This is a genomic window from Nonomuraea sp. GTA35, from assembly GCF_041950525.1.
GTDB lineage: Bacteria > Actinomycetota > Actinomycetes > Streptosporangiales > Streptosporangiaceae > Nonomuraea.
In genome coordinates this window covers 509,448-525,580 of record NZ_JBGNUV010000001.1, presented here as the reverse complement: position 1 = coordinate 525,580, position 16,133 = coordinate 509,448, and the positions used below count along the sequence as shown (strand labels likewise).

Sequence of the window (16,133 nt, the reverse complement as noted above, 5' to 3'; positions counted from 1 at the left end):
GGACTTTCCGCACTCATCACGACGGGATGATCTCTTCGCGCGCTCATCGGTACAGGACGACCTCTACTTCGGTGCCCGCGTCCAGCCCGGTGGCCGGTTCCGGCACGATCACGTAGCCGTCGGCGCGGGTCAGCACCGACAGCAGCGCCGACGGGCCGAAGATCGGCTCGGCCAGGCCGTCCCGCACGCCGACCTGGACCACGTCGAGGCGGCCCGCCGCCGAGGCCAGGTCGCGTGACAGCCGCGCGCGCGTGCTCGGCTGCGGCGGCGGGGTCCGGCAACCGGCCAGGCGCCACAGCAGCGGCACGCCCACCTGCCCGAACACGACCAGCGCCGACAGCGGGTTGCCGGGCAGCCCGATGAGCGGGATGCCCGAGCACTCGGCCAGCAGCGTGGGCTTGCCCGGCTTGATGGCGATCCCGTGGCACCAGACCTCGCCGACGGCGGCCACCACGCCCGCCGTCTCGTCCCTCGTGCCGACGGACGAGCCCGCCGACACGATGACCAGGTCGGATTCGGGCAGCAGCGCGGTCAGCCGGTCCTTGAGCGCGCCGGGCTCGTCCGGGACGATGCCGGCGATCACCGGCTCGCCGCCCGCGTCGGCGACCAGCCCCGCCAGCGCGGAGGCGGTGGCGTCGCGTACCTGCCCGGGACCGAGCCGCGCGGTGCCGGGCGGCACCACCTCGTCGCCGGTGGAGACGATCGCCACCCGGGGGCGGCGGTGCACTTCGACCTCTGTCACGCCCGCGGCGGCGAGGAAGCCGAGGTCGGGGGCGCGCAGCGGCCGGCCGCCCGGCGCCAGCACGCCGCCCTGCGCGACGTCCTCGTCGGCACGGACGATGCCGCCGCCCGGCGCGACGGGCCGGGTCACCTCGATCGTGCCCGGCATCGTCTCTGCGGTGTACTCCACCATGACGACCGCGTCGGCGCCGGGCGGGAGCACGCCTCCGGTCGGCATGGCGACGCATCCGCCGGCCCGGACCGCCACGTCGGGTTCGGCGCCCATGCGTACCGCGCCGAGCAGGTCGAGGTAGGACGGGAGAGCGTCGGAGGCGCCGTAGGTGTCCATCGCGCGGACCGCGAAGCCGTCCACGGTGGACCGGGCGAAGCCGGGCAGGGCGGCGGGCGCGGTGATGTCGGCGGCGGGCACCCGGTGCAGCGCCTCGGACAGCGGGACACGTTCGGTCGGCGTGCGGTGCGCGGGCCGGAATCCGGCGCGGACCTCGGCGAGGGTCCGCGCCGTGAAGAACTCTCTGCCGCTCAACGGTCCGGCTGCTCCTTCGATCCTTCGGGGCGGGGCTGCAGGCGGGCCGCCGCGGCGCCCTTGTTCAGCCCGAGCACCGACACCACCGGCCCGAGCGCCACCTGCCCGAGCCCGCAGATGGAAGTCTTGCGCATGGTCTCCTCGAGCTGAAGGATCCGGCCCTGCTGCGTGTCGTCGAGGGTGGCGGACCCGGAGTCCAGCACCCCGCGCAGCACCTCGTGGGCCTTGGTGGAGCCGACCCGGCAGGGCACGCACTTGCCGCACGACTCGTTGCGGAAGAAGCGCAGCACGTTGGTGGCGGCGGCCAGCAGGTCGGTGCCCTCGGCGAGCACCACCAGGGCGCCGGAGCCGAGCATGGTCCCGGCCTCGGCGAGCGGGCCGAAGTCCAGCGGCAAGTCCAGCTGGTCGGGGCCGATGAAGTTGGACGAGGCGCCGCCCGGCTGCACGGCGCCGACCCGGGCGCCGCCGAGCACGCCGCCGGCCAGGTCGATCAGGGCGCGCACCGTGGTGCCCATGGGCACGCAGTACACGCCGGGGTTCTCGACGTGCCCGGAGACGGCGAAGAACTTCCAGCCGGCGCTGTCGCCCTCGCCCTGCCCGGCCCACCATTCGGCGCCGCGTTGCAGGATCACCGGCACGTCGGCGAAGGTCTCCACCGAGTTGATCAGCGTGGGGCGGCCGTGCAGGCCGTAGTTCCCGGGGAAGGGCGGCTTGTTGCGCGGCTCGCCGCGGTGGCCCTCCATGCACTCCAGCAGCGCGGTCTCCTCGCCGAGGATGTAGCCGCCCGGCGAGACGAAGATGTCGACGTCGAGGCGGCGGCCGCTGCCGCAGGCGTCCTCGCCGATCACGCCGACCTCGCGCAGCGCCGCGAGCTCCGCGCGCAGCACGCGCTCCTCGGGGCCGTACTCGTGCCGGATGAAGATCCAGCCCTGCTCGGCGCCGACCACGGCCATGCCGAGCAGGAGGCCCTCGATCACCAGGTGCGGCTGGTCGGTCAGGATCTGCCGGTCCTTGAACGTGCCGGGCTCGGACTCGTCGGCGTTGCAGATCGCGTACTTGACGCCGCCCGGCTCGGTGGCGGCGACCAGGCCCCACTTGCGGCCCGTGGGGAACCCGGCGCCGCCCATGCCGCGCAGCCCGGACGCCTCCAGCGTGGCCACCACGCTCTCGGCGCTCATCCGGCCGGCCAGCAGCGCGCGCAGGCTCGCGTACCGGGCCCGGACGTCCGAGCCGGCCGGGTACGGGTCGTTCGGCCAGGGTTCGGCGCGACCCGTCACGGTGGCCTCGGCCAGCTCCTCCTCCCGGGCGGCGGCCACGAGCGCGTCGAGGCCGGCGACCGGCGCCGGGTGCTCGTTGACGGCCAGGGCCGGGGCGCTGTCGCAGCGGCCCAGGCAGGACACCTCGGTGAGCTCGATCTCGGTGTCGTCGCCGTACCGGGCGCGGACCTCGGCGATGCGGTCGTCGGCCGAGCGCAGCCAGCACGACAGGTCGTGGCACACGCTGACGCTCACCTTGGCGGGCGGCGTCGTGCGGAAGTGCGGGTAGAACGAGATGAGCCCCTCGATCTCGTACAGCGGGCGCCGCATGGTGCGGCCCAGCTCCTCGAGCTCCTCCCGCGGCAGCCAGCCCACCCGCGCCTGGATGGCGTTGAGCGCCGGGATCAGCGACGGGCCGGGGAACTTGCCGGCTCGCGCCTCGACACCTGGAACCCGGCCGCGTCCCACATCGAAACTCAGGGTCATTCGGACACACTCCACGTGGGCTCGGCGCTCAGCGCCTCGACCTGGATCGCACAGAACTTGAACTCGGGGATCTTGCCGTAGGGGTCGATCTCGTCGATGGTGAGCAGGTTCGCCGCCGCCTCCCGGAAGTGGAACGGGATGAAGCAGTTGCCGAGCTGCTCGCGGTGGGAGATGCGGACCTGCAGCTCGATGGCGCCGCGCCGGGAGCGCACCCGGACCGGCTGGCCGTGCGACAGGCCGCGGTCGGCGGCGTCCTTGGGGTGCATGTACACCTCGGCGACCGGGGAGATCGTGTCCAGCGCGTACGACCGCCGCGTCATCGACCCGGTGTGCCAGTGTTCGAGCAGCCGGCCGGTGTTGAGCACCAGCGGGTACTCGGCGTCCGGCAGCTCCTTGGCCGGCAGCCACTGCGCGGGGACGAGGTGGGCCAGACCGTCGTCGGTGTTGAACCGCTCGTCGAACAGGACCACGGTCCCGTCGGAGTGCTCGGGGTCGGCGTTGGGGTAGAGCTTCCCGGTCAGCCCCAGGTTGTCGTGGCGCAGGTTCGCGTACGACGGCATGAGCTCGACCATCTCGTCGAACACCTCGCTGGGCGAGGCGTACGACCAGTCCAGCCCGATCCGCCGGGCGAGGTCCTGGATGATCTCCCAATCGACCCGGGCCTGGCCCGGCGGGTCCATCACCTTGCGGCCGAGCTGCACGCGCCGGTCGGTGTTGGTGTAGGTGCCGTCCTTCTCCAGGTACGACGACGCCGGGAGGATGACGTCGGCGAACTCGGCGGTCTCGGTCAGGAAGATGTCCTGCACGACCAGGAAGTCGAGCTGCGAGAGCGCCTTGCGCACCTTGTTGATGTTGGGGTCGGACAGGAACGGGTTCTCGCCGAGCATGTACATGCCGCGCACGCCGCCCGGCTTCAGCACCGACCCGATGATCTCGGTGACGGTGAGCCCGCGGTCGGGGTCGAGCTCGGTGCCCCAGGCCTGCTCGAACCGCCTGCGGGTGGCCTCCCGGTCGACGCCCTGGTAGTCGGGGTAGAACATGGGGATCAGCCCGGCGTCGGAGGCGCCCTGCACGTTGTTCTGCCCGCGCAGCGGGTGCAGGCCCGTGCCCGGCCTGCCCACGTTGCCGGTGATCGAGCAGAGCGCGATCAGGCAGCGGGCGTTGTCGGTGCCGGTGGTGTGCTGGGAGATGCCCATGCCCCAGTAGATGACGCCGGCCTTGGCCTCGCCCCAGACCCGCGCGACCTGGCGGATCAGGTCGGCGTCCACGCCGGTGATCTGGGCGGCGCGCTCGGGCGGGTAGTCGTTGACCGTGCGCACCAGCTCCTCGAAGCCGGAGACGCGGGCCTTGATGAACTCCCTGTCGATCAGACCGAGCCGGATCACCTCGTGCATGATCGCGTTGTAGAACGCCACGTCGGTGCCGGGCTTGACCTGGCAGTAGTAGTCGGCGTGCTCGGCCACGGTGCTGGCGCGCGGATCGACGTAGACGATCTTCGTGCCGCGGCGGCGGGCCTGCTTGAAGAAGGAGCTGGCGACGGGGTGGTTCGCCGTCGGGTTCGAGCCGGTGATGATCACGACCTCGGCGTTGGCGACGTCGCCGTACGTGGTCGAGACCGCGCCGGAGCCGACGCCCTCGAACAGCGCGGCCACCGACGAGGCGTGGCACAGCCGGGTGCAGTGGTCGACGTTGTTGGTGCCGAACCCGGCCCTGATCAGCTTCTGGAAGAGGTAGGCCTCCTCGTTGGAGCACTTCGCGGAGCCGAAACCGGCGATGGCGCCGGGGCCCAGCTCCGCGTGGATCTCCTTCAGCCGCCGGGCGACGAGGTCGAGCGCCTCCTCCCAGGTGGCCTCGCGGAAGTGCGGCAGCACCTCGTCGTAGTCGACGAGCCCGCCGGGCTTGCGCCGGCCGTCCTTGCCGTTCTTGCTCAGCCTGGCGCCGCGGCCCGCGCCTCCCCTGCCGTTGCCGGTGTCGCCGCGCACGTCGGCCGACAGCGGGCCCTTGGGGTAGGACGATTCCTTCCTGATCAGGGGCATGGTCAGGCGTTGCGGGGAGGCCGCGTAGTCCCAGCCGTACCGGCCCTTGACGCACAGCCGGCTCTTCGAGCCCGGCTGCTCGCGCCCCTCGGCGAAGGCGATCGCGCCGCGCGACCGGTCGACGTAGTAGGTGAGGGCGCAGCCGACGCCGCAGTACGGGCACACGGTGTCGACCGCGTCCAGCTCCTCGCGGGGCCGGATGGGGACGTCGTTGATCGCCTTGTTGGTCAGGGCGCCGGTGGGGCAGGCCTGCACGCACTCGCCGCAGGTCACGCAGGAGCTGGCGCCCATCGGGTCGTTGAGGTCGAAGGCGATCCTGGTCGAGTAGCCCTTGCCGGAGCGGCCGATGACGTCGTTGCCCTGGATGTCGTCGCAGGCGCGGACGCAGCGGTCGCACAGGATGCACGCGTCGTGGTTCACCGCGATCACCGGGTTGGAGATGTCCAGGCCGCGCCCCGAGCCGCACGGCAGGTCCGTCGTCTCCTTGGCCACGTCGAACCGGTCGGCGAGGTCGAGGAGCAGGTTGTCGCCGGTGGTGGTCTGCTTCGGGTCCTCCGCGCGCGCCGGCTGGTCGGACAGCAGCAGCTCGGTCAGCATCGCGCGGTTGCGCTCCACCTCCGGCGTGCTGGTCTTGACCTGCATGCCCTCCTCGCAGGGTCGCACGCAGGCGGCGGCGAAGGCCCGCCCGCCGGTGTCCACCACGCACATGCGGCACACCCCGACGGGGTCGTAACGCTCGTTGTGGCACAACACCGGAATGTCGATGTCCAGCAGTTTCGCGGCATCGTAAATGCTGGTGCCTTCCGGCACGGTCACGGCACGGCCGTCGATCTCGACGGTCACGGTCCGTACAGCGGTCGCCGGCTCCTCGAGCGTCGTCATCTCAACTCCACGCTGGCATACAGAATACGGCATACACCATGCGAGCAATCTACCCTCACGTGCGTCCGGTCTTCTACCCCCTACCCACGATCTTCTACCCGTTCAGCAGGAGATCCGGGAGGTCAGCCGCCGCGACGCGCCCCTCGGCGTCCAGGCCGCGGGCGGCGTAGTAGCCGGCGACCATCGCCCGCAGGCGGCCCGCGTCCAGCGCCGCGCGGCGGCCGGAGCCGAGCTCCAGCGGCGTTTCCAGCATGCGCGCCGGCAGCGTGTCGTCGGCCGCGGTGGCGCCCTCGCGCAGGTTGAACGCGCGCTTGGCCCGGACGATCCGCCTGGCGGTCTCCCGCAGCTCGGTGGCCTCCAGCCGCCATCCGGTGACCAGCGCGAGCAGCGCGGCCCACTCCGCGAAGGGGTCGTCGAAGACGCCGCGCAGGAACTTGCAGAGGATCATCGAGTCCATGACCGCGGCGCGGTCCTCGGTGTCGACGGCCGCGGCGACGTGGGCCGCGCCGCCGGCCAGCCGGTCGAGCTCGCCCGACAGGTCGGCCTCGTAGGCGCCGGACCGGTTGTGATCGGCTCCCCTGGCGTTCACCGCGAGGCCGAGCGCCATGGCCTGGAGGCTGCGCGGCTCGTAACCGGGCAGCTCCAGGCCCTTGACCTGCGGCGCGAAGTCGATCGAGGAGTGCCCCAGCACGCCGGCCGCGTGGCGCGAGCCCTGCGCGAGCAGCTCGCCCAGGCCCGGCGAGCGCTCCCCGATCGCGTCCAGCGCGCGCAGCAGGGCCGCGCCGTCGCCGAACCGCAGCCACGGCTCGTCGAGCAGGCCGCGTTCGACGCACTCCATGGCCCACGCGATCGTGCCGCCCGCCGAGATGGTGTCGATGCCCAGCTCGTCGCAGCGGGCGCTGGCGGCGAACACCTCGTCGGGGTCGGACACGCCGCACAGGGGGCCGAGCGCGAAGACGTTCTCGTACTCCATCCGCTGCTTGCCGCCGCCCTTGCGCGAGTAGATGTGCTCGCAGCCGATGGAGCAGGACGCGCAGCTGTTGCGCGCCACCCCGCGCAGCTCGTGCAGCTCCTCGGCGGCCAGCCGGGGCGCGCCCTCGAACGTGGCGGCGGTGAAGTTGCGGGTGGGCAGGGTGCTGACGGCGTTGAACGCCAGGAGGTTGGCCAGCGTGCCCAGCTCCCGGTACTTCGCGGTGGCCGGGCCGAAGCTGCGCCGGCGCAGGTCGCGGGCGGCGGCGAGCACCCCGGCCTGATCCGCCACCGACACCTTGGTCGCCGCCCTGACCAGCACGGCCTTGAGGTTCTTGGCGCCCATCACGGCGCCCAGGCCGCCCCGGCCGGCGTGGCGGCCGTCATGGCTGATGGTCGCGTACCGCACCTGGCGCTCGCCCGCCGGGCCGATGGCCGCGGTGCGCCAGGCGCGGCCGAACCGCGCCCGCGCCGCGCGCTCCGCCTCGGCCGCGGGCAGCCCGGCGAGCTCGGGCGCCGCTTCGAGCCGCACGCCGTCGCCGTCGATCAGCAGCACCGACAGCTCGTCGGCCCGGCCGCGGATCACGATCGCGTCGTGCCCGGTCAGCTTGCCGGCGATGGCGAACTGGCTGGAGGCCAGGGCGTCGGTCAGCAGGCCGGTCAGCGGGGACTTGGCCACCACCGCGAACTTCGCGCTGGTCGTCAGCGGGGTGCCGACCAGCGAGGAGAAGACGAAGGCCAGCGGCGCCGCCGGAGCGAGCGGATCGACCCCGGCGGGCGCCAGCCGGTGCAGCAGCCACGTGCCGAGGCCCACCCCGCCTAGGTAGGCGCGTAGCACCCGCTCGTCCAGCTCGTAGGGGACACCGCTCGCCGTACCGCCCGCGACGTCCACCAGCAACGCCCGTCCGAAGAACCCGCCAGGAGCCATGCCCCCGACTCTACGACGGAGCCGGACCTCTCAGCCGCCGGCGTCCGCCGAGAGGAAGGCGACGGTGTCCCCGGCCGCCAGGGGCAGGGCCGTGTCGCGGGTGACCTGGTCGCCGTTGAGCGCGGCCACCACGTGCCGGTCCAGCGCCAGCCCGACCGCGGCGGCCGCGGCTCCCAGCGTGGCGGCCCGGACGGCGTGCGGCCGGTGGCCGCCGTTCCTGGCGAGCGCGCCGAAACGCTCCACCACGACCTCCGGCGGCTGCCGGTCCCTGGCCTCCGCGTAGTCCTCCGGGGAGTTGACGTTCACCACGGACTCCAGCGCCGGGTCGTGCCGGGCGAGCTGCGCGTCCGCCAGCAGCTCCGCATCGCTGAGCTGGGTCACCTCGCAGTGCTTGAACAGCATGCCCGGCCGCAGGTCCCCCTCGGCCAGCAGGTCCGAGACCAGCCCGGCCAGGGCGGTCCGGTAGCCGGCGGCCAGCGGCTGCCGGAAGCCCCTGGCCACCGGCAACGCGACGTCCGTGCCGGGGGTCAGCGCGCGCAGGACCCGCCGTACGAAGGCCGGGTGCAGGAACGGCATGTCGGTGGAGCACACGAACGCCGTCTCGGCCCGGTCGGCCACCGCCGCGAGCCCCACGGCCAGCCCCTGCATGGGCCCCAGCCCCTCGACGGGGTCCTCGGCCACCGAGACCCCCGAGGGCAACGGGGGCAACTCCTGCCCGGGCGCGGCGACCACGACCACCGGGCCGTCGACCGTCCTGGCGAGGACCGCGGCGGCCCGGTAGAGCAGTGTCGAGCCGTGCCATTCCAGCCAGGCCTTCGGCCGTCCCATCCGGGTGGAGCGCCCACCCGCGAGCACCACGCCCGCAGCAGTCTGCATGCCCGCATGCTAGGCCACGCCGCCGATCGCGCACACGAGGCCCCACCGCGGGCGGCCTCCGTGCCACGATCGCGCCGCCCGGGTCAGGCCCGGCCGGGGGCGTCGAAGTGCCCGGTGCTGTGCTCGACCAGCATCGCCCGGCCCTTGATCTCGGCCGTGGCCTCGGGGCCGATGACGCCCTGCCCGGGGAGCTGGCCCGCGCCGCCGTCGGGGCCGAGCGGCACGAGGATCAGCGCGGGGCGGCGCTCGTAGGCCACCGCGTCGCCCTCGCCCGTGATCTGCGCGCGCAGGTTCGCGGCCAGCAGCTCGCCCTGCTGCCCGGCGAACCCGGCCATGTTCCGGTCGGCGTCGGAGATGTCGCCGATGGCGTAGACCCGCTCCTGCCCGAGCACCCGCAGGGAAGAGTCGACCCTGACGTATCCCTGCCCGTCCCGGGCCTCGGCGAGCTCTCCGCGCAGGTAGTCGGTGCGGGGCACGACCCCGAAGCAGCGGAACCAGACGTCGGCGGTCAGCTTCTCGCCCGCCTCCGTCGCGATCGCGATCGGGGCGGCCGTGGCGGGCGGCGCGCCGGGCAGCTCCCGCAGCGGGCTGCCGAGCTTGAGCTCGACGCCGAGCTCGTCGAGCTGCCTGCGCAGCTCGTCGCGCAGCTCCTGCTCGAACGGCCCCGGCAGGATGTCGGGGGCGACGTCGGCGAGCGTGACGTGCTTGCCGGGGAACGCGGCCTTGATCTCCCCCGCCAGCTCCAGCCCCACGGGACCCGCGCCCACCAGGAGCACCCGCTCGGCGCCGGCCAGCGCCTCGTGCGCGGCGCGCGCCTCGGCCTTGGCGAGCTCGGCGTCCGGCTTGCCGGCCTTGGCCGGGAACGGGTACGCCGAGCCCGTCGCCAGCACCAGGTGGTCCGGCTCCAGCGTGGCCCCGGAGGCGAGCGTCACCCGCGTGCCGTCCACGGCCACGGCGCGGTCGCGCACGAAACGCCCGTGCGTGAGCAGCCGCCGGTAGGGCACGAAGATCCGGTCCAGCCACTCCGGCTCGACCAGCGCCCGCCACGCGGCCACGTTGTGCATGAACGCGTCGGACGGATCGACCAGCGTCACCTCCGCCACGTCGTCGAGCAGCCTGGCCACCTTCGAGCCGCCGTATCCGCCGCCCAGCACCACGACGCTGGGACGCACGCGCGCGTTCTCACCCATCACAGTCTCCCTGCTAGTCATCGAGATGCGCCTAGGATATTCAGCACCACTACTAAAATCAAAGTGACCTTGTTTCTGCTAGTTCGGAGACATGACGCATCCGGCCGGGACCGCCTTCGCTTGAGAATCGGTTGCGTATCTTATTTCGGTGATCTACGGTGTCCTCCGTTAGATACGGGTCCGTACCCTAAGAGATCGAGGACACCCTGATGACCGACAGCAGCCCCACCGGGAAGGCCGCGGGCGTGAGCACCGCCGGGATGCGGCGGATCCTGCCGCCGGACGTGGTGGAGCGGGGCCGCAACCCGTTCGACCCGCCGCCCGGCCTGCGGGGAGGCAGCCCGGTCCGGCCGCTGGATCTGCTGAACGGCGCCAGGGCGTGGCTGGTGACCGGGTTCGAGGAGGCCCGTACGGTGCTGTCGGACGCGCGGTTCAGCGCCGACAAGCTGCGCCATCACGACGCCACGTCGCCGCGGCCCCCGCAGACGCAGGCGCAGACGCAGGCGCAGGCGCAGGTGGCGGAGCGCGAGGACGGGGCCTTCGTCTTCATGGACCCGCCGGAGCACACCCGGTTGCGGCGGGCGCTGACGGGCCAGTTCACGGTGCGGCGGATGCGGCAGCTCGAGTCGCGGGTGCGGGAGATCGCGGTCGAGCACATCGAGGCGATGCGGGCGGCGGGCACGCATGCCGACCTGGTGCCAGCGTTCGCGTTGCCGCTGCCGTCGCTGGTCATCTGCGAGCTGCTGGGCGTGGACTACGCCGACCGCGCGGAGTTCCAGGAGCGCACGGCGGTCGGGCTGAGCGCGAGCTCCGCCCCGCAGGAGCAGGCCGCGGCGCGCGCCGAGCTGCACGCGTTCATGCGGCGGCTGGTGTCGGCCAAGCGCTCGGACCCCGCCGACGACCTGCTGTCAGGGCTCGTCCACGACGCCGACCCGCCCCTGACGGAGGCGCAGCTCGTCGATGTCGCCCTCCTCCTGCTCACGGCGGGCCACGAGACCACGGCGAACATGCTGGGCCTGGGGACGTTCGCGCTGCTGGAGCATCCCGGCCAGCTCGCGGCGCTGCGGGCGGAGCCGGGCCTGATCGACGGCGCGGTGGAGGAGTTGCTGCGATTCCTGTCGATCATCCAGCTCGGGGTCAGCCGGGTCGCCACGGAGCCGGTGACGCTGGGCGGGGTGGACCTGCCGGCCGGCGCGACCGTCGTGATCGCCACGCCCGAGGTGAACCGGGACCCGAGGCACTGGCCCGACCCCGACGTGCTCGACGTGCGCCGCGCGCGCACGCCGCACCTGGCCTTCGGGCACGGCGTGCACCAGTGCCTGGGCCAGCAGCTCGCCCGGATCGAGCTGCGGATCGGGCTGGGCGAGCTGCTCTCCCGCCTGCCGGGCCTGCGCCTGGCGGTGCCGGCCGAGCAGGTGCCGGTACGCGACGAGATGCTGGTCTTCGGCGTGCGCTCGCTGCCGGTCACCTGGTCCTGAGCCGGTCAGCCCGCCGTCAGGTAGCGGGTGAACATCGCGACGAGCTCGTCCTCCAGGCGCTTCAGGTCGACGGGCTCGTGCTCGGCGACGACCTGGTGGACGACCAGCTCGATCGTGGCGTTGATGATCCGGGCGGCGGTGTGCACGTCCTGGACCCGCACCTCGGGGTAGCTGCGCAGCAGCTCGCGGGTGCGGGCGGTGCGCTCCTCCGTGTACCGGTGGACCTTGTCCAGCAGCTCCTGCGAGCGCGGCGTCCTCTCCAGCATGACCCGCAGCAGTTGCGGGTCCTCCAGGTGGTTGGCGATGGAGGCCTGGACGAAGGCGCGCATGGCGCCCTCGACGGTGCCGGGCGGCTCTCCGGCCTGGCGGCGGTCGGCCTCGGCGGCACCGCTCTCGAGGTGCCCGGCCGTCAGCTCCAGCAGGATCGCGTCCTTGTTCGGGTAGTACTGATACAACGATCCGATCGACACGCCGGCCCGCTCGGCGATCCGGTTGGTGGTGCCGGCGGCGTAGCCGTACTCGGCGAAAACCTGAGCAGCGGCCCTGAGGATGCGCCGGCGGGTGAGCTCGGCGCGGACCTGGCGGGGCTGTTTGCGCGGGTGGATCCGTGGGTCCCTCGGCACCGCCGACCTCCTGCTGAAGAGCGCTGAAAGCGAGTAGCGCCAGAACTGAATAATTGCTCATAATAGTGCCATGAGCAGGCAAAACATGCCACTCGCTGATCGTCCGCCGGCCTTTTCGGCGGCCTCGCGAGGTCTCCGTCGAACAGGTCCTCGCCGGGAAACGACGGGATCGGGCCGCTGTTCCTCATCCCCGGCTGCCGGCCGCCCGTGTCCCGCTCGCCGTCGTCCCGCCTTGTCATCGACCTGTGAGGAGAACACCAGGTGCTGCCGAAGGTACGCCTGCCGGAATCGCGGCACATGATCACCCTGGAGGTCGTCAGGAACACCAGGCTGAGCCCTCATTTCACGACCGTCACCCTCGGCGGCCCCGAGCTGGAGCGGTTGCGCCCGATGGGCTTCGACCAGACGGTACGGCTGTTCTTCCCCCGCGAGGGCCAGGCGGGGCTCAGGATGCCGACGCTGTCGAACGAGGCCTGGATGGCGCAGGTGCTCCTGCTGCCGAAGTCGCGCCGCCCCTGGGTGCGCAACTACACGATCCGGCGGATCCGCCCCGAGGCGAACGAGGTGGACATCGAGTTCGCCCTGCACGGCGACGAGAGCCCGGCCTCGGCGTGGGCCCTGCGGGCGCGTCCCGGCGAGCCGGCGGGCATCTTCGACATGGGCATCAGCTTCCTGCCACCGCCGGACGTCTCCTGGCATCTGCTCGTCGGCGACGAGAGCGCGCTGCCCGCCATCCTGGCGATCCTGGACAGCGCGCCCGCCTCGCTCGCCGCCGAGGTCTTCCTGGAGGTGCCCGAGAGTGCGGACATCCGTACGGACCTGACGCCTGGCGCGGGCGTGCGGATCCACTGGCTGCCCCGCGACGGCGCCGGCGGCACCCCCGGCGAGCTGGCACTGGAGACCGTCAGGCGGGCGGACCTGCCCGGCGGCCGCTTCTACACCTGGGTCGCGGGCGAGTCCCGCCTGCCCACCGGGCTGCGCCGGCACCTGGTGAACGAGCGCGGCACGCCCAAGGGCGACATCGCGTTCCTCGGCTACTGGCGGCGTGGCCGGTCCAGCCCCGGCTGATCCGGCCAGGGTGGTGACGGCGTCGCCTGCCTCCCGCGCGCACGGCCGGTACACAATGGTAACCATGCAGCTACGCGAGTTCGGCGAGTTCCTCAGGTCCCGCAGGGACCGCATCCGGCCCGGAGAGGTAGGGGTGCCGGTGGGCGCGCGGCGCCGGGTTCCCGGGCTGCGGCGGGACGAGGTGGCCGGGCTGGCCGGGCTGTCGGTCGACTACTACAACCAGCTCGAGCAGGGCCGCGGCGCGCAGCCGTCGGAGCAGATGGTGGCGGCGCTGGCCCGCGCGCTGCGGCTGACCGAGGACGAACGGTCGCACCTGTACTTCCTGGCCGGCCGCCCCGTCCCGGCGCGGCACGGCCTCGCCGCGCACGTGCACCCCGGCATGCTGGACCTCCTGGAGCGGCTGCCCGCGACCCCCGCCGCGGTGATCACCGACCTGCACGCCACGCTCGTCCAGAACCGCCTGGCCACCGCGCTGCTCGGGCCGATCAGCACGGCGCGGGGCCGCGAGGCAAGCTTCGTGTACCGCTGGTTCACCGATCCGGACGCCCGCTCCCGCTACCACCCGGACGAGCACGAGCACCAGTCCCGCGTCTTCGTCGCCGACCTGCGTGCCGTGGCGGCGCGGCGCGGCGGTGACGCGGAGGTGGCCGGCCTCGTCGGCGCGTTGCTGTCGTCCAGCGCCGAGTTCGCCGGCCTGTGGGCGCGCCAGGAGGTCGCCGTACGCCGGTCCGACCGCAAGCGGATCATGCATCCGGAGCTCGGCGCCATCGAGCTCGACTGCCTGAGCCTGCTCAGCGAGGACGGCACGCAGCGGCTGCTGTGGTTCACCGCACCGGCCGGGGGCGACGCGGCGGAGCAGCTCGCGCTGCTCGGCGTCCTGGGCGGGCATCGTTGAGCGCCGTCACGGCCGGACGATGACCTTGCCCTTGGCGTGGCCGCCGGCGAGGTGGCGGAAGGCCTCGGCGGCCCGCGCCAGCGGGACCGTACGGTCCGTCACGATCTCCAGCCCCGCGGCGGCGACCTTCGCGAGCCGGCCGGCGTCGGTGCGGTGGAACACGAACTCGGCGCGCACCCCGCGATCGGCGGCCCGCCCGAGGTCCGGCGGGGTGTTGAGGCTCACCAGCAGCCCGCCAGGACGGAGCACGTCCAGCGACGCCGCCTCGGTGTCGCCTCCGATCGGGTCGATCACCACGTCCGCGTGGCCGGCTTCGGCCCGGAAATCGGCCGTGGTGTAGTCGATCACCTGGGAGGCGCCGAGCTTCGTGGCGATCCCGGCGCCCGCCGACGAGACGGTGGTGATCACGCGGGCGCCGGCCTGGCGCGCGAGCTGGACGGCGAAGCCGCCGACCCCGCCGGCGCCGCCGTGCACCAGCACCGTCTGGCCGGCCCGCAGCTCCGCCACCTCGACCACCGCCTGCCACGCCGTCGCGGCGGCGGTGGCCAGTGCGGCGGCGAGGTGCAGCGGGATCGCGGCCGGAGCCGCGGCGAGGTTCGGGACGGGGACGGCGGCGTACTCGGCGACGGCTCCGCCGGAGATCGGATCGGTACGGGCGATCACCGGGTCCCCCGGGTTCCAGCCCGTGACGCCGGGCCCGATCCGCTCGACGGTGCCGGCGAGGTCGGTGCCCACCACGGAGGGGAAGGTGATCGGGAAATGGTCCCGGACATGGCCTGCGCCGATCTTGACGTCGAGCGGGTTCAGCGCCGCCCCGGCGACCCGGACCAGGACCTCGCCCGGGCCGGGGGCCGGCTCCGGGATCTCCTCGACGACCGGGTGCTCGCCGTACGCGGTGTGCCGCAGTGCCTTCATGGCTGTGCCTCTCTGTGCTCGGACCTTCCGGCAACCAACGATCGCCGGGGCCGATCGGCGCGGGAAGGCGGAGCTCACGCTGGTGACGGCGGCACCCCGCTGAGCCGTGCCGGGGTGGTCAGAAGCGCCAGCCGCGTTCGACCGATCGGCGGCACCGTCCCGGCTCGTCGCCGGCACCGGTGAACAGGGCGGTCAGGAGCGGCACGCCATGGGCCAGCGCCGGCTGGGGCAGGGGGCCGGTGGCGACCAGTGATGCCAGCCCGTGCCCGATGATCCAGCTCTGGGTGGCCAGCTCCAGCGGGTCGACGTCGTCGCGGAAGCGGCCGGCCGCGGTGGCCCGTTCGACGGTCCGTACCAGGTGGTGCAGCGTGTCGTCCGCGGCTGCGGCGTCCTCCAGCTCGAAGCCGGCGTCGAACATCACCCGGTAGAGGTCGGGGCCCGCCATGGCGTTGGCCAGGTAGGCGGCGCCGAGCGCGGCCAGATCCCGCACCGGATCGCGCGTCGGCGAGACCGTGGCGAGGCGGGCGGCCAGGCGGGTGAAGCCTTCCTGCCGCATCGCCGTCCACAGGCCGTCCATGCCGCCGAAGTAGGTGTAGACGGCCATGGTCGACACCCCCGTCCCGGCCACCAGCGAGCGGAGCGTGACCGGCTCCCGGGCCGCGAGCAGCTGCGCGGCGCGGTCGATGAGCAGGGAGCGGATCGCCGGGTCCTTCGTCCTCACCATGGCACCACAATACATAGCTTTGCTATGTTTACAGGAGATGCCGGACTTGCGCTGAGGAGTGGACATGACCGTGACGCTGGTCAACCCCGACGGGCTGCCGAAGCCCGAGGTCTACCGCCAGATGTCGATCGCCACCGGATCGAAGCTGGTGTTCCTGGCGGGCCAGGTGGCCCGCGACGCCCAGGGCCGCCCGGTGGGCGAGGGGGACCTGGCCGCCCAGGTCGAGCAGGCCTACCTCAACATCGGCACCGCCCTCGCCGCGGCCGGCGGATCCTTCGACGACGTGGCCAAGCTGACCGTCTACGTCGTCGACTGGACACCGGACAAGATGCCGCTGCTCGGCGAGGGGGTCGCGCGGGCGGCGGCGAAGCTGGGGGTCGACCCGGTCAAGCCGATCACGCTGCTGGGCGTCGCCGCGCTGGGAGAGCCGGACCTGCTGGTCGAGGTCGAGGCCACCGCCGTGCTCGACTGAGCGGGAACGTCCGCGCAGCTCACGTCCCGAACGCCGAGCATGATCACGCTTGCTTGCGGTGCCACGGTGCC

At 73.1% G+C, this 16,133-nt stretch carries 13 protein-coding genes; 4 read left to right on the top strand and 9 right to left on the bottom strand.

Features of this window, described 5'->3' with window-relative positions; translation table 11 throughout:
* Positions 1–43 precede the first annotated feature (43 nt).
* The 6 genes from glp to ACBJ32_RS02285 form a co-directional block, all read right to left on the bottom strand.
* Positions 44–1,264 carry a gephyrin-like molybdotransferase Glp gene (gene glp / locus ACBJ32_RS02310; RefSeq protein ID WP_375125172.1) on the bottom strand — a complete coding sequence of 407 codons (1,221 nt, stop codon included), beginning with the start codon at positions 1,262–1,264 and terminating at the stop codon, positions 44–46.
* A complete protein-coding gene (locus ACBJ32_RS02305; RefSeq protein WP_375125171.1) occupies positions 1,261–3,006 on the bottom strand; it encodes an NAD(P)H-dependent oxidoreductase subunit E in 1,746 nt (581 codons plus the stop codon). Before ACBJ32_RS02305 ends, glp begins: the two co-directional genes overlap by 4 nt.
* Positions 3,003–5,924, bottom strand: coding sequence for a formate dehydrogenase subunit alpha (fdhF, locus tag ACBJ32_RS02300; protein WP_375125170.1), 2,922 nt, complete (start codon positions 5,922–5,924; stop codon positions 3,003–3,005). Before fdhF ends, ACBJ32_RS02305 begins: the two co-directional genes overlap by 4 nt.
* A gap of 94 nt (positions 5,925–6,018) precedes the next feature.
* On the bottom strand, positions 6,019–7,821 hold the full coding sequence (locus tag ACBJ32_RS02295) for an aldehyde ferredoxin oxidoreductase family protein (protein WP_375125169.1): 1,803 nt from the start codon (positions 7,819–7,821) through the stop codon (positions 6,019–6,021).
* A 30-nt stretch (positions 7,822–7,851) separates the two neighbouring features.
* The gene (locus ACBJ32_RS02290) at positions 7,852–8,697 is read right to left on the bottom strand and encodes an NTP transferase domain-containing protein (protein WP_375125168.1); all 846 of its coding nucleotides are present in this window, start codon (positions 8,695–8,697) and stop codon (positions 7,852–7,854) included.
* Between the two features lie 83 nt (positions 8,698–8,780).
* On the bottom strand, positions 8,781–9,887 hold the full coding sequence (locus ACBJ32_RS02285; protein WP_375125167.1) for an NAD(P)/FAD-dependent oxidoreductase: 1,107 nt from the start codon (positions 9,885–9,887) through the stop codon (positions 8,781–8,783).
* Positions 9,888–10,096: 209 nt separating this feature from the next.
* On the opposite strand from ACBJ32_RS02285, the gene ACBJ32_RS02280 reads away from it, so the two are divergent.
* On the top strand, positions 10,097–11,365 hold the full coding sequence (locus ACBJ32_RS02280; protein WP_375125166.1) for a cytochrome P450: 1,269 nt from the start codon (positions 10,097–10,099) through the stop codon (positions 11,363–11,365).
* Between the two features lie 5 nt (positions 11,366–11,370).
* Here ACBJ32_RS02280 and ACBJ32_RS02275 read toward each other — a convergent pair whose 3' ends face one another.
* Positions 11,371–11,988, bottom strand: a complete 618-nt coding sequence (locus tag ACBJ32_RS02275) for a TetR/AcrR family transcriptional regulator (RefSeq protein ID WP_375125165.1) — start codon at positions 11,986–11,988, stop codon at positions 11,371–11,373.
* A gap of 297 nt (positions 11,989–12,285) precedes the next feature.
* On the opposite strand from ACBJ32_RS02275, the gene ACBJ32_RS02270 reads away from it, so the two are divergent.
* Both ACBJ32_RS02270 and ACBJ32_RS02265 read left to right on the top strand, forming a co-directional pair.
* Positions 12,286–13,056 carry a siderophore-interacting protein gene (locus tag ACBJ32_RS02270; protein ID WP_375125957.1) on the top strand — a complete coding sequence of 257 codons (771 nt, stop codon included), beginning with the start codon at positions 12,286–12,288 and terminating at the stop codon, positions 13,054–13,056.
* A 64-nt stretch (positions 13,057–13,120) separates the two neighbouring features.
* On the top strand, positions 13,121–13,951 hold the full coding sequence (locus ACBJ32_RS02265) for a helix-turn-helix transcriptional regulator (protein WP_375125164.1): 831 nt from the start codon (positions 13,121–13,123) through the stop codon (positions 13,949–13,951).
* A 6-nt stretch (positions 13,952–13,957) separates the two neighbouring features.
* Here ACBJ32_RS02265 and ACBJ32_RS02260 read toward each other — a convergent pair whose 3' ends face one another.
* Together ACBJ32_RS02260 and ACBJ32_RS02255 are read right to left on the bottom strand one after the other, a co-directional pair.
* Positions 13,958–14,866 carry an NADP-dependent oxidoreductase gene (locus ACBJ32_RS02260; RefSeq protein WP_375125163.1) on the bottom strand — a complete coding sequence of 303 codons (909 nt, stop codon included), beginning with the start codon at positions 14,864–14,866 and terminating at the stop codon, positions 13,958–13,960.
* A 118-nt stretch (positions 14,867–14,984) separates the two neighbouring features.
* On the bottom strand, positions 14,985–15,590 hold the full coding sequence (locus tag ACBJ32_RS02255; protein ID WP_375125162.1) for a TetR/AcrR family transcriptional regulator: 606 nt from the start codon (positions 15,588–15,590) through the stop codon (positions 14,985–14,987).
* 64 nt (positions 15,591–15,654) lie between these two features.
* Between ACBJ32_RS02255 and ACBJ32_RS02250 the strand changes: the two genes are divergently transcribed.
* Positions 15,655–16,062 (top strand): RidA family protein, encoded by a 408-nt coding sequence (locus ACBJ32_RS02250; RefSeq protein ID WP_375125161.1) that lies wholly within the window; start codon positions 15,655–15,657, stop codon positions 16,060–16,062.
* The last annotated feature ends 71 nt before the right edge of the window (positions 16,063–16,133 follow it).